10 protein-coding genes are annotated in these 13,691 nt (G+C 72.8%); 9 read left to right on the forward strand and 1 reads right to left on the reverse strand.

Annotation, left to right across the window (positions count from 1 at the left end; translation table 11 throughout):
* Window positions 1-139 precede the first annotated feature (139 nt).
* From ACFXMG_RS32315 to ACFXMG_RS32355, 9 genes are all read left to right on the forward strand, one after another.
* The gene (locus ACFXMG_RS32315; RefSeq protein ID WP_383821202.1) at window positions 140-1,636 is read left to right on the forward strand and encodes a sodium:solute symporter; all 1,497 of its coding nucleotides are present in this window, start codon (window positions 140-142) and stop codon (window positions 1,634-1,636) included.
* Window positions 1,637-1,721: 85 nt separating this feature from the next.
* Entirely contained in the window at window positions 1,722-2,687 is a 966-nt protein-coding gene (gene speB, locus ACFXMG_RS32320; RefSeq protein WP_383829233.1) for an agmatinase, read from the forward strand.
* Between the two features lie 74 nt (window positions 2,688-2,761).
* Entirely contained in the window at window positions 2,762-4,444 is a 1,683-nt protein-coding gene (locus ACFXMG_RS32325; protein ID WP_383829230.1) for a thiamine pyrophosphate-binding protein, read from the forward strand.
* 116 nt (window positions 4,445-4,560) lie between these two features.
* Window positions 4,561-4,770 (forward strand): type II toxin-antitoxin system VapB family antitoxin, encoded by a 210-nt coding sequence (locus tag ACFXMG_RS32330; protein WP_383829227.1) that lies wholly within the window; start codon window positions 4,561-4,563, stop codon window positions 4,768-4,770.
* Window positions 4,767-5,189 carry a PIN domain nuclease gene (locus ACFXMG_RS32335; RefSeq protein ID WP_383829224.1) on the forward strand — a complete coding sequence of 141 codons (423 nt, stop codon included), beginning with the start codon at window positions 4,767-4,769 and terminating at the stop codon, window positions 5,187-5,189. Before ACFXMG_RS32330 ends, ACFXMG_RS32335 begins: the two co-directional genes overlap by 4 nt.
* Before the next feature lie 130 nt (window positions 5,190-5,319).
* Window positions 5,320-9,066 carry an ABC transporter ATP-binding protein gene (locus tag ACFXMG_RS32340; RefSeq protein ID WP_383829221.1) on the forward strand — a complete coding sequence of 1,249 codons (3,747 nt, stop codon included), beginning with the start codon at window positions 5,320-5,322 and terminating at the stop codon, window positions 9,064-9,066.
* Between the two features lie 49 nt (window positions 9,067-9,115).
* A complete protein-coding gene (locus ACFXMG_RS32345) occupies window positions 9,116-9,496 on the forward strand; it encodes a hypothetical protein (RefSeq protein ID WP_383829218.1) in 381 nt (126 codons plus the stop codon).
* A 92-nt stretch (window positions 9,497-9,588) separates the two neighbouring features.
* Window positions 9,589-10,095 (forward strand): hypothetical protein, encoded by a 507-nt coding sequence (locus ACFXMG_RS32350; protein WP_383829216.1) that lies wholly within the window; start codon window positions 9,589-9,591, stop codon window positions 10,093-10,095.
* Window positions 10,096-10,181: 86 nt separating this feature from the next.
* On the forward strand, window positions 10,182-11,639 hold the full coding sequence (locus ACFXMG_RS32355; protein WP_383829213.1) for an aminopeptidase: 1,458 nt from the start codon (window positions 10,182-10,184) through the stop codon (window positions 11,637-11,639).
* Between the two features lie 47 nt (window positions 11,640-11,686).
* On the opposite strand, the gene ACFXMG_RS32360 is transcribed toward ACFXMG_RS32355, so the two are convergent.
* A complete protein-coding gene (locus ACFXMG_RS32360; protein WP_383829210.1) occupies window positions 11,687-13,516 on the reverse strand; it encodes a glycoside hydrolase family 3 protein in 1,830 nt (609 codons plus the stop codon).
* Window positions 13,517-13,691: the final 175 nt, after the last annotated feature.

Here is a 13,691-nt window from a genome sequence, read left to right on the forward strand (position 1 = left end):
GTACACTTCATCGTCGCTTTCCGGCCACCTACTGTCGAGGGATCCAGGAGCCGCGGGTACGGGCGGATGTCCCCGCGATCCGCTCCTGGGCAACTCATCCCCGCACGACACGCCACCGAGGTGCGCGAAGGAGGGCCGCATGGCCGTCGACTACACCGTGATCGTCCTGTACTTGGCCGGCATGCTCGCGATGGGCTGGTGGGGCATGCGCCGCGCCAAGTCCAAGAGCGAGTTCCTGGTCGCCGGACGGCGCCTCGGCCCCTGGATGTACTCCGGCACCATGGCCGCGATCGTCCTCGGCGGAGCCTCCACCATCGGCGGCGTCGGCCTCGGCTACAAGTACGGGCTCTCCGGCGCCTGGATGGTCGTCACCATCGGCCTCGGCCTGCTGGCCCTCAGCGTCTTCTTCTCCGCCCGCATCGCCCGGCTGAAGGTCTACACCGTCTCCGAGATGCTGGACCTCCGCTACGGCGGCCGCGCGGGCATGATCTCCGGCATCGTCATGTGGGCGTACACCCTCATGCTCGCCGTGACCTCGACGATCGCCTACGCCACCATCTTCGACGTCCTCTTCGACCTGCCCCGCACGGTCGCGATCGTCCTCGGCGGCGCCATCGTCGTCGCCTACTCGACGCTCGGCGGCATGTGGTCCATCACCATCACCGACATGGTGCAGTTCGTCGTGAAGACCATCGGCGTGCTGCTCCTGCTGCTGCCGATCGCCGTCGTCAAGGCCGGCGGCTTCGCCGAGATGAAGGCCCAGCTGCCCACCGCGTACTTCGAGCCCCTCGGCATCGGCGGCGAGACGATCTTCACCTACGTGCTGATCTACACCTTCGGCATGCTCATCGGACAGGACATCTGGCAGCGGGTCTTCACCGCCCGCACCGACAAGGTCGCCAAGTGGGGCGGCACCGTCGCCGGCACCTACTGCCTCCTGTACGCCGTCGCCGGCGCGATCATCGGCACCGCGGCCAAGGTCATGTACCCGAACCTGCCCTCCGCCGACGCCGCCTTCGCCACGATCGTCAAGGACGAGCTGCCCATGGGCGTCCGGGGCCTCGTCCTCGCCGCCGCCCTCGCCGCCGTCATGTCGACCTCCTCCGGCGCCCTCATCGCCTGCGCCACCGTCGCCAACAACGACATCTGGTCCCGGCTGCGCGGGCTCACCCACGCCAAGGAGCCGAGCGACGACCACGACGAGGTCAAGGGCAACCGGGTCTTCATCCTCGTCATGGGCATCGGCGTCATCCTCATCGCCATCGCGCTGAACGACGTCGTCCAGGCCCTCACCGTCGCCTACAACCTCCTCGTCGGCGGCCTCCTCGTGCCCATCCTCGGCGGCCTGCTGTGGAAGCGCGGCACCGTCCAGGGCGCCCTCGCGGCCATCGCCGCCGGCGGCCTCACCGTCGTCGGCCTGATGGCGGCCTACGGGATCCTCGCGAACCAGCCCATCTACTTCGGCCTGCTCGCCTCCCTCGCCGCCTACGTGGTCGTCTCCCTCGCCACCCGGCCCACCGACGCCGCCGTCCTCGCCAACTGGCGCGCCCGCCTCGCCGGCGAGGCGGGCACCACCGAGACCCCGGAACCGGCCACCGCCGGTGCCGCCGCGGCCGGCGCCGGAGCCGGCGCCTGACGCTTCCGGGCGGCCGTGACCAGGCCGCCCGGCACACCCAGCCGTACCCTCACCCCCACCCGATCCCACCCGGAGGAAGCCGACCATGAGCAGCGACCAGAACACCCCGCGCGGCCCGATCGACTCGTCCCGCGTCCCGCGGTACGCCGGTCCCGCGACGTTCGCGCGGCTGCCGCGGCTCGACGAGGTCGGCACCGCCGACATCGCCGTGGTCGGCGTCCCCTTCGACAGCGGCGTCTCCTACCGCCCCGGCGCCCGCTTCGGCGGCAACGCGATCCGCGAGGCGTCCCGCCTGCTGCGCCCGTACAACCCGGCGCAGGACGCCTCCCCGTTCGCCCTCGCGCAGGTCGCGGACGGCGGCGACATCGCCGTCAACCCGTTCAACATCAACGAGGCCGTCGAGACCATCGAGGCCGCCGCCGACGACCTCCTCGGCACCGGCGCCCGCCTGATGACCCTCGGCGGCGACCACACCATCGCCCTCCCGCTGCTCCGCTCGGTCGCGAAGAAGCACGGCCCCGTCGCCCTGCTCCACTTCGACGCCCACCTGGACACCTGGGACACCTACTTCGGCGCCGAGTACACCCACGGCACGCCGTTCCGCCGCGCCGTCGAGGAGGGCATCCTCGACACCGAGGCCCTCTCCCACGTCGGCACCCGCGGCCCGCTGTACGGCAAGCAGGACCTGACGGACGACGAGAAGATGGGCTTCGGCATCGTCACCTCGGCGGACGTCTACCGCCGCGGCGCCGACGAGGTCGCCGACCAGCTCCGCCAGCGCATCGGCGACCGCCCGCTGTACATCTCCATCGACATCGACTGCCTCGACCCGGCCCACGCCCCCGGCACCGGCACCCCCGAGGCCGGCGGCATGACCTCCCGCGAGCTCCTGGAGATCCTCCGCGGCCTCTCCTCCTGCAACCTCGTCTCGGCCGACGTGGTGGAGGTCGCCCCCGCCTACGACCACGCCGAGATCACGTCGGTGGCCGCCTCCCACACGGCCTACGAACTGACCACGATCATGAGCCGCCAGATCGCGGCGAGCCGATAATTCCCGGGGGTGCCCGGCCCGACCGGGCCGGGCACCCCTCGCGCACGACCGACCACGACGCCCAGGGAACCGACATGACCCACGACCACGACCTGGTCCTGCGACCGACCGCCGCCCAGATCGAGGCCGCGCTGAACCCGCCCGCGGGGCGGACCGGCGGTGACCTCGTCATCGAGACCCTCACCGGCCTCGGCGCCACGACGGTCTTCGGTCTCCCCGGCCAGCACGCCCTGGGCATGTTCGACGCCCTGCGCCGCTCCTCCCTCCGCTACGTCGGCCTCCGCGTCGAGAACAACGCCGGCTTCGCCGCCGACGCCTACGGCCGCGTCACCGGAGAGGCCGCCCCCCTCCTCCTCTCCACCGGCCCCGGCGCCCTGATGTCGCTCGCCGCGCTCCAGGAGGCCGCCGCCGCCTCCGCGCCGGTCCTCGCCATCGGCAGCCAGATCCCCGCCGCCGGGCTCGGCGGCGGCCGGCACGGCTACCTCCACGAGCTCCGCGAGCAGCAGGCCAGCTTCCGGGACGTCGTGAAGTCCGTCCACACGGTCCGTACGCACTCCCAGATCCCGTCCGCGATCGCCGCGGCGTGGGAGTCGGCGCTCACCGCCCCGCACGGCCCGGTCTGGGTCGAGATCCCGCAGGACGTGCTCCTCGCGGAGACCACCCTCCCGGTCGTGACGCCCATGGACGCGACCCCCGAGGACGTCGTCCCGCGCCCCGAGCTGACGGCCGTCGCCGCGCACCTGCTGTCGACGGCCGAGCGCCCGGCGATCATCGCCGGCGGCGGCGTCGTGCGCTCCGACGCCTCCGGCAAGCTGCTCGCGCTCGCCGAGAAGCTGGACGCGCCCGTGGTCACCACCTTCGGCGGCAAGGGCGCCTTCCCGTGGGAGCACCCGCTCTCCCTCCAGTCCTGGCTGGAGGACCGGCACACCACCGACTTCCTGGAGGACGCCGACGTCCTCCTGGTGGTCGGGTCCGGTCTCGGCGAGCTGTCCTCGAACTACCACACCTTCGCGCCGCGCGGCCGGGTGATCCAGATCGAGGCGGACGCGGGCAAGCTGGAGTCCAACCACCCGGCGCTCGGCATCCACGCCGACGCGCGCCTCGCCCTCCAGGCGCTCCTGGAGACGGCGGAGGACCGCACGGACGCCACCGCCCCGACGCGGGTCCGCGCGGTCCTGGACAAGGTCGCGGACCGGCTGGCCGGGCAGGACCTGGACCTGGAGCGGCGGATCGTCGCGTCGGTCCGCGAGGCGCTGCCGTCCCGCGCCCCCAGCTTCTGGGACATGACGATCCTCGCCTACTGGGCGTGGTCCGCCTTCGACGCCCGGCACCCCAACACGATGCACTCCGCGCAGGGCGCCGGCGGCCTCGGCTACGGCTTCCCGGCCGCCCTCGGCGCCGCGGCCGCCGACCCGACGACCCCGGTCCTCGCGGTCTCCGGCGACGGCGGAGCGATGTACTCGATCGCGGAGCTGGCGACGGCGAAGCAGTACGGCTTCGACGTCACCTGGCTGATCGTCGACGACGGCGGCTACGGCATCCTGCGCGAGTACATGACGGAAGCCTTCGGCGAGGCCACCGCCACCGAACTCACCCGCCCCGACTTCGTGGCCCTCGCCGAATCCTTCGGCGTCCCCGCCACCCGCACCACCCCCGAATCCCTCACCGCCGACCTGGCAAAGTCCCTCGCCACCCCCGGCCCCTCGATGGTCGTCCTCCCAGCCCTCCTGAAGATGTTCGAACCGACGCATCTCTGAGCCGTCGCGCCCGGTGCGCACCCCTTCGCGCCCGTCACTCTCCGGAGTGACGGGCGTTGCGCTGCCCGCGCGATGTCAAATATTCTCGACTTGTCACCCATATATGGAGGTCGGGCATGTCGAACCTGTACATGGAAGTGGACGATGCGGCCCTTGAGCAGGCCGCCGAAATACTGGGCACGAAGACCAAGAAGGAGACGGTCAACGAGGCCCTGCGAGAGGTCGCGCGGCGCCATGACCGTCTGCGGGCGCTGAACGAACTCGTCGCCATGGGCGAGCGCGGCGACTTCGAGGTCCTACGGGAGAAGAAGAACTACCGCCGATGAGTCCCGTCACCTACCTCATCGACACGTCGGCCGTCTTCCGCGTCATCGACGCGAAGCACGTGCGCGAGGCATGGCTCAAGAACCTCACCGAGGGAGTCATCGGCCTGTGTGACATCACGGAGCTGGAGATCCAGTACTCCGCCCGGTCGGGGGCCGACCGTCGTGCCAAGGAGCAGATCCTCGGACGGCTCTTCAACTGGACCGCCGTCCCCGACGGCGTCTACTCCCGCGCCCGCAAAGTCCAGAAGTCCCTCACCGACCGCGGCGAGCACCGGAGCGCCGGCCCGGTCGACCTGCTCGTCGCCGCCACCGCGGAACTCTCCGGGCTGACCCTCCTCCACTACGACAAGGACTTCGACGCCATCGCCCGGGTCACCGGCCAGCCCGCCCGGTGGATCGCCCCGCCCGGCACGGCCTGACCGGGTCGACCCGGCCGACCCGGTCGGCCGGGTCCTAGGACTTCCGGCCCGTCTTTGTTGCGGCGGGATGAAATCGCACGTCGGGCACGTTGTGGCCTTCCGGTAGACCTGGACGGACGGGAGGCGCCACGTGGCGGTGGTGGGGCAGCAGCAACAGGGGTGGGCGCGGCGGCTGTGGTCGTACGCCTGGCGGTACAAGGCGGACGTCGTGCTCGCGCTGGGCTCGTCGCTGGCCGGAATGGCGCTGCTCGCGCTCGTGCCGCTCATCACCAAGGTGATCATCGACGACGTGATCGGGGCCGGGACGCGCTCCCTCGGCGTGTGGACCGGGCTGCTGCTCGGCGCCGCCGTGCTCGTCTACGGGCTGACGTACGTGCGCCGCTACTACGGCGGGCGGCTCGCGCTCGACGTGCAGCGGGACCTCCGCGAGGACATGTACGGGACGATCCTGCGGCTCGACGGGCGGCGACAGGACGAGCTGTCCACCGGACAGGTCGTCGGGCGCGCCACCAGCGACCTCCAGCTCATCCAGGGCCTGCTCTTCATGCTCCCGATGACGATCGGGAACATCCTCCTCTTCGTCATCTCCCTGGCCGTCATGGCCTGGCTGTCGATCCCGCTCACCCTCGTCGCCCTCGCCGTCGCCCCCGCCCTGTGGTGGATCGCCAAGCGGAGCCGCACCCGGCTCCACCCCTCCACCTGGGCCGCCCAGCAGGAGGCCGCCGGGGTCGCCGGCGTCGTCGACGGCGCCGTCACCGGCGTCCGGGTCGTCAAGGGCTTCGGGCAGGAGGACCAGGAGACCGGGAAGATCCGGGACGCGGGGCGGAAGCTGTTCGCCGCCCGGCTGCGCACCATCCGGCTGAACTCCCGCTACACCCCCGCCCTCCAGGCCGTCCCCGCCCTCGGCCAGGTCGCCGTCCTCGCGCTCGGCGGCTGGCTCGCGTACAAGGGCCAGATCACCCTCGGCACCTTCGTCGCCTTCTCCGCCTACCTCGCCTCCCTCGTCGGCCCGGTCCGGATGCTCGCCATGGTCCTCACCGTCGGCCAGCAGGCACGCGCGGGCGTGGAACGGGTCGCCGAGCTGATCGACACCGAGCCCGCCATCGAGGACGGCACCAAGGAGCTGCCCGCCGACGCCCCCGCGACCGTCGAGTTCGACCACGTCACCTTCGGCTACTCCGGCGACCGGCCCGTCCTCGACGGCTTCTCGCTGGAGCTGCGGGCCGGCGAGACCGTCGCCCTCGTCGGCTCCTCAGGATCCGGCAAGTCGACCGTCTCCCTCCTCCTGCCCCGCTTCTACGACGTCGACCGCGGCGCCGTCCTCGTCGGCGGCCACGACGTCCGCGAGCTGACCCTGGAGTCGCTGCGGGCCGCGATCGGCCTCGTCCCCGAGGACTCCTTCCTCTTCTCCGACACCGTCCGCGCCAACATCGCGTACGGCGTCCCCGACGCCACCGACGAGCAGATCGAGGCCGCCGCGCGGGCCGCCCGCGCCGACCGCTTCATCGCCGAGCTGCCGGACGGCTACGCCACCAAGGTCGGCGAGCACGGCCTCACCCTCTCCGGCGGGCAGCGCCAGCGCGTCGCCCTCGCCCGCGCGATCCTCACCGACCCCCGCCTCCTCGTCCTCGACGACGCCACCTCCGCCGTCGACGCCAAGGTCGAGCACGAGATCCACGAGGCCCTCAAGGCCGTCATGGCGGGCCGTACGACCCTGCTCATCGCCCACCGCCGCTCCACCCTCGGCCTCGCCGACCGGATCGCCGTCCTCGACGGCGGGCGGCTCGCCGACCTCGGCACCCACGAGGAGCTGGAGGAGCGCTCCGCGCTCTACCGCCGCCTCCTCACCGACCCCGACGAGCTGGGCGGCGTCTCGCCCGGACACGTCACCAAGGCGGGCGCCGCCCGCGCGGACGAGGACGCCCTCAGGGCCGAGCTGGACGCCGAGTTCGACGCCGAGCGGGGCATCACCCCCGCCCTGTGGGTACGCGACGAGACCGCCGGCCGCGAGGCCGCGGCCGCCGGGGCGACCCCCGAGCTGCTCGCCGCCGTCGCCGCCCTGCCGCCCGCCGCCGACACCCCGGACGTGGACGAGGCCCGCGCCGTCGAGCCGGAGACCGGTTACGGGCTCCGCCGGCTGCTGCGCGGCTTCGGCACGCCCCTCCTGATCAGCCTCGGCCTGGTCGCGCTCGACGCCGGCGCGGGCCTGCTCCTGCCGGTCCTCATCCGGCACGGCATCGACGAGGGCGTGAACCGGCTCGCGGTCGGCGCCGTCTGGGCCGCCTCCGCGCTCGCGCTCGTCACCGTCCTCGTGCAGTGGGTCGCGCAGACCGCCGAGACCCGGATGACCGGCCGCACCGGCGAGCGGGTCCTCTACACCCTCCGCCTCAAGATCTTCGCCCAGCTCCAGCGGCTCGGCCTGGACTACTACGAGCGCGAGCTGACCGGCCGGATCATGACCCGGATGACGACGGACGTCGACGCCATGTCGACCTTCCTCCAGACGGGCCTGGTCACCGCCTTCGTCTCGGTCGTCACCTTCTTCGGGATCATGGTGGCGCTGCTGGTCCTCGACCTCCAGCTCGCCCTGGTCGTCTTCGCGACCCTGCCGTTCCTCGCCGTCGCCACGTACTACTTCCGCCGCTCCAGCGTGAAGGCGTACGAACTGGCCCGCGAGCGGATCAGCGTGGTCAACGCCGACCTCCAGGAGTCCGTCGCCGGTCTCCGGATCGTCCAGGCGTTCGGCCGGGAGCGGTCGGGCGCCGCGCGGTTCGCCGAGCGGGGCGACGCGTACCGGGACGCGCGCGTGCGCGGGCAGTGGCTGATCTCGGTCTACTTCCCGTTCGTCACCCTGCTGTCCTCGGGCGCCGCCGCTGCCGTCATGATCGTCGGCGCGAACCGGATCGAGGCCGGCACCCTCACCACCGGCGCGCTCGTCGCCTACCTCCTCTACATCGACCTGTTCTTCGCCCCCGTCCAGCAGCTCTCCCAGGTCTTCGACGGCTACCAGCAGGCCGCCGTCTCGCTCGGCCGCATGCGGGAACTCCTGGAGGAGCCGACGTCGACGGCCCAGGCCGACGCGCCCCGCGAGGTGCCGTCGCTGCGCGGCGACATCGCCTTCGAGGACGTCTCCTTCGGGTACGGGGGCGAGTCGGGCGACGGCGAGGAGACCGCCCTCGCCGGGATCGACCTGCGGATCCCCGCCGGTCAGACCGTCGCCTTCGTCGGCGAGACAGGCGCCGGCAAGTCGACCCTGGTCAAGCTGGTCGCCCGCTTCTACGACCCGACCTCGGGCCGGGTCACCGCGGACGGCGCCGACCTCAGGGACCTCGACCTCACCTCGTACCGGCACCGGCTCGGCGTCGTCCCCCAGGAGGCGTACCTCTTCGCCGGGACGATCCGCGACGCCATCGCCTACGGGCGTCCCGGCGCCACGGACGCCGAGGTGGAGGCGGCGGCCCGCGCGGCCGGCGCGCACGACATGATCGCCACCCTGGACGGCGGCTACCTCCACGAGGTCGCCGAGCGCGGCCGGAACCTCTCGGCGGGCCAGCGGCAGCTCATCGCCCTGGCCCGGGCCGAGCTGGTCGACCCGGACGTCCTCCTCCTCGACGAGGCCACGGCCGCGCTCGACCTGGCCACCGAGGCGCAGGTGAACGCCGCCACCGAGCGGCTCTCCGGCCGCCGTACGACCCTGATCGTCGCCCACCGCCTCACCACCGCCGCCCGCGCCGACCGCGTCGTCGTCATGGACCACGGCCGCGTCGCCGAGGACGGCAGCCACGCCGAACTCCTCGCCCGCGACGGCCGCTACGCGGCGCTGTGGCGCACCTTCATAGGCGAGACGGACCCGGAGGAGGAACCGGCCGCGATCTGAGTACGGGGGCTCATGACGGGGCCCGGGCGGAACGGGTTGGATCGAGACCATGAACGACCCGGCCCCCGCACCCACCCCCGCCTCCGCCCCCGCACCCGCCCCCGCCTCCGCGCCCACCCCCCTCCCCGCCAGCACCCTGCGCAGGTGCGCGCTCTGGGCCGGGCTGCTGTTCCTGCCGGCGACGCTGCTCGGGGTCGTGCTCGCGCTCGCGTCCGAGAGCGGTACGGAGTGCGTGATGCGGGGGACGTGCGGCGACGTCCCCGGCTGGCTCTACGCCGCCACGCTGGTCGTCGCGGGCGGTGCCTGGATCAGGGCGCTCACCGTCCCGGACGGGGCCCCGCCCACCCCCGCCCGCTGGGCCGCGCTGTGGACGCTGATCGGCGCCGAGCTGACTTTTCTCGGCCTCGTGATGGGCTACTTCGCCGGGTGACCGGGGGTGACCCGGCTCACGTGGGCAACCGTACGGGCGTCGGGGACGTCGTAAGCGTGTACGGCCACAGGCGGAGCGGGGGAGGAACGGGCATGTCCGGAGGCACTGCGGTCCGACCGTCCGCCGGGCGCACGCGCGCGTCCGTCCGCCGGGGCCACGCGCGCGGGGAGGCCCGGAAGCCGGGCCCGTTCGCCGCGCTCCGGCGGGGCCTCGCACGCGCGCGCGTGCACCCCGTCGCATACGCCCTCGTCCTGGCCCTCGCCGCCGGGCTGCTGACGCTGGCCGGGCCCGGCGCGGGGACGGCCGACGCCGTCTCGGTCTGTCAGGGGCGGCCCGCCCGCACGGTCTCCTTCGCCACCGGCGAGCTGCGCCTGTACCGGACCCGCCACTACGCCTGCGCGCTGGTCCTCGCCAAGCGGCCCGGCGCGCCGCGCCCCATGAAGGTCACCCTCCAGCCGCGCGGCGGGCGGGCGGCCGTCGTGAGCGGGCGCTGGGGCCGGCAGGCCGGGCCGGTGACCGTGCACGCCCTCAACCGCTGCGTGCGTGCCTCGGCGACCGTCTCCGGACGCTCCACCACCACCGGCTGGATCCTGTGCTGATACAGAGGTAAGGCTCAACCGGGTCTGGCGGCCCGGACGTTCACCCCGCTAGGTTCACGGCACCGTTGTGAATCATGGGAGGGTGCATGCGTAAGTCGCTGAGACTGATGCTGTCGCTTTCGGTGCTCATAGGCACCGTGGGCTCCACCGGCGTGGCCACCGCCACCGCCGCGGAGACGGAGTCCGCCGGCATCGTCGGCACCGCCGTAGACGTGCGGAGCCAGGACATCAAGGACCGCCTCCTGGCGATCCCCGGGATGAGCCTGATCGAGGAGAAGCCGTACGCCGGCTACCGCTTCTTCGTCCTGAACTACGAGCAGCCGATCGACCACAAGCGCCCGTGGGCCGGCACGTTCCAGCAGCGGATCTCGGTCCTCCACAAGGGCACCGACCGCCCCACCGTCTTCCGTACGAGCGGCTACGGCCTGAGCACCACCCCGAGCCGGGCGGAGCCGACCCGGATCATCGACGGCAACCAGATCTCCATGGAGTACCGCTTCTTCACGCCGTCCCGCCCGGCGCCCGCCGACTGGTCCAAGCTCGACATCTGGCAGGCCGCCACCGACCAGCACCGCATCTTCACCGCGCTGAAGCGGGTCTACGGCGAGAACTGGCTCTCCACCGGCGGCTCCAAGGGCGGCATGACCGCCACCTACTACGAGCGCTTCTACCCGCGCGACATGGACGGCGTCGTCGCCTACGTGGCCCCCAACGACGTGGTGAACAAGGAGGACTCGGCCTACGACCGGTTCTTCGCCAACGTCGGCACCAAGGAGTGCCGCGACCGCCTGAACTCGATGCAGCGCGAGGCCCTGCTCCGCCGCGCCCCGCTCCAGGAGAAGTTCAAGACCTGGGCGGCGGCCGAGGGCGCCACCTTCAACACGGTCGGCTCGCTCGACAAGGCGTGGGAGGCGACTGTCCTCGACTTCGTCTGGGGCTTCTGGCAGTACTACGGCGAGGACGTCTGCGGCACGATCCCGGAGGCGAAGGGCGCGAGCGACGACGCCGTCTACGAGACGATCGACGCCTACGCCGGCTGGGCCGCGTACACCGACCAGGGCCTGGAGTACTACACGCCGTACTACTACCAGGCGGCCACCGAGCTCGGCTCGCCCAGCATCAAGCAGCCGCACCTCGCCGGGCTGAGCCGCTACGGCTACCAGCCCGCCTCGAACTTCGTGCCGCGCGAGATCCCCATGCGGTTCAAGCCGTGGGTCATGCGCGACGTGGACAACTGGGACCGCAAGAACGCGAACCGGATGCTCTTCGTCTACGGCGAGAACGACCCGTGGGGCGCGGAACCGTTCCGCCTCGGCAAGGGCGCCCGGGACAGCTACGTCTACTACGCGCCCGGCGGCAACCACGGCGCCAACGTCGCCGGACTCGTCGACGCCGAGCGGGAGAAGGCCACCGCCCGCATCCTCGCGTGGGCCGGTGTGGACGCCCCCGCCGTCGCGGCGGCCGAGCCGCTGGCCGCCTTCGACGCCCGCCTGGACCGGCCGGTGGACGAGGACGTGACGAAGGAGCACGGCCTGCGGCCGTAGCCCCGCCGGTGGGGTGCGGCCCCGCGTGGAGCCGCACCCCGCCCCCGTCAGTACCTGAGGCCGAACCCGACCGGGTAGAGCGTCACCGCCGGGTCCTCGGCGCTCCGCACCGGCACCGGCAGCCGCCCGCGCGGCCTGGCCCGCCCGGCCAGCACCCGTACGGCGGCGCGTAGTTCCACGTCGGTCCACGAGTAGGCGGCGAGCGCGGCCCGCTGCCCGGAGGTCCGGGCGACGTCGTACGGGTTGCGGATGGCGACCGTCACCACCGGAACCCCGGTCGCCACCAGCCGCGCCACCAGCGTGCGCTGCGGGCTGGTCGCCGAGAGGTTGTACGTGCCCACCACGATCACGTCCCGGCCCTCGGCGGCGGCCACCGCCTCGTCGATCCGGGCGGCGGTCGGGGTGATCCCGGTGGAGAGCGCGGTCGCCGTGAAGCCCAGCTCGCGCAGGGCCCCCGCGAGGGTGGCGGTCGGCGGTCCCGTCGTACCGGACGGGGAGGCCGGGTCGGCGCCGACGACCAGGACGTTCCCGTGCGAGGCGGGGCTCAGCGGCAGGAAGCCGTCCTCGTTGACCAGCAGCGTGGTGGTCCGCTCGGCGATCCGGTCGGCCTCCGCGAGGTGCCGGGGGGTGCCGACGGTCGCGTCCACGTCCTTCCGGGTCGTGTACGGGTCGGAGAACAGGCCGCGCCGGGCCTTCAGCCGCAGGATCCGAAGAATCGATTCGTCGAGGCGTTCCTCGGTCAGTTCCCCGCTGCGTACGGCTCCGAGGACGGCGTTCCAGGCGACGTCGAGCTTCGGCGGGTTGAGCAGCTGGTCCACCCCGGCCTTGAGGGCGAGCACCGGCACCCGGTCGTCGCCGTACTTGGTGCGCACACCCTGCATGTCGAGGGCGTCGGTCACCACCACCCCGTCGTAGCCGAGCTGTTCGCGGAGCACGCCGGTGAGGATCGGGTACGAGAGCGTGGCCGGGTCCTCGGACGGGTCGAGCGCCGGCACGACCAGGTGCGCGGTCATGATCGCGTCGATCCCGGCGGCGATCGCGGCCCGGAACGGCGGGGCGTCCAGCTCGGCCCACTGCTCGCGGGTGTGGGTGATCACCGGCAGGCCGTAGTGGCTGTCCACGGCGGTGTCGCCGTGCCCGGGGAAGTGCTTGGCGGTGGCCGCGACACCGGCCCCCTGGTAGCCGCGGATCTGGGCGGTGACGAGCCCGGAGACCGCGCGCGGGTCGGAGCCGAGGGAGCGGACGCCGATGACCGGGTTGCCCGGGTTGACGTTGACGTCGGCGACCGGGGCGTAGTTCTGCCGGATGCCCAGGGCGGCCAGTTCGGAGCCCGCGATCCGGGCCGCCTTGCGGGTGTCGGCGGGGGAGCCGCCCGCGCCGAGGGCCATCGCGCCGGGCAGCAGGGTCGCGGGCTCGCCGACCCGGCAGACGATGCCGTGCTCCTGGTCGGTGGAGATCAGCAGGGGGATCGGGGTGCCCCCGGCGAGGGCGGCCGTCTGGAGGCCGTTGGAGAGTGCCGCGATCTGTTGCGGGTCGCGGGTGTTGTGGGCCCAGGCGAAGTAGATGATCCCGCCGAGGTGGTAGCGCTCGACCAGCTCGGCGGCGGTGCGGACGCCGAGCTCCCGGAGGTTGGCGTCGACGTCCGCCTGGTCGGGGGCGGTGGCCGAGTGGCCGTACACCCGGGAGACGAAGACCTGGCCGACCTTCTCCTCCAGCGACATCCGGCCGATGATCCGGCGGAGCCGCTCCTCGGTGCGGGCGTCGCGGGCGGCGGGGCCGTGGGCGGCGGCGGGGGCCGCGGCTCCGGTGACGGCCGCGGCGGTCGCGGCGGCGGTGACGGCGAGCAGGGTGCGGCGGGTGGGGGCGGGGTGGGGCACTGGTGCTCCTTCCGGCCGTGCAGGGGTGACAGCGAGGGGTGGCAGTCGGGGTGGCACGCAGAGGTGAAAGAAACTGCCAAGGTGAACGGATAGTCTGAAAGTAACTACCAGGTCAAGGATTCCCGCACGAATCGCCGAGAAGGCCGAGAAGAGAGAGTCGAGAAGAGAGGGCCGA

Origin of the sequence: Streptomyces sp. NPDC059201 (assembly GCF_042754585.1) — a bacterium.
In the GTDB taxonomy this organism is placed as follows: Bacteria; Actinomycetota; Actinomycetes; order Streptomycetales; family Streptomycetaceae; genus Streptomyces.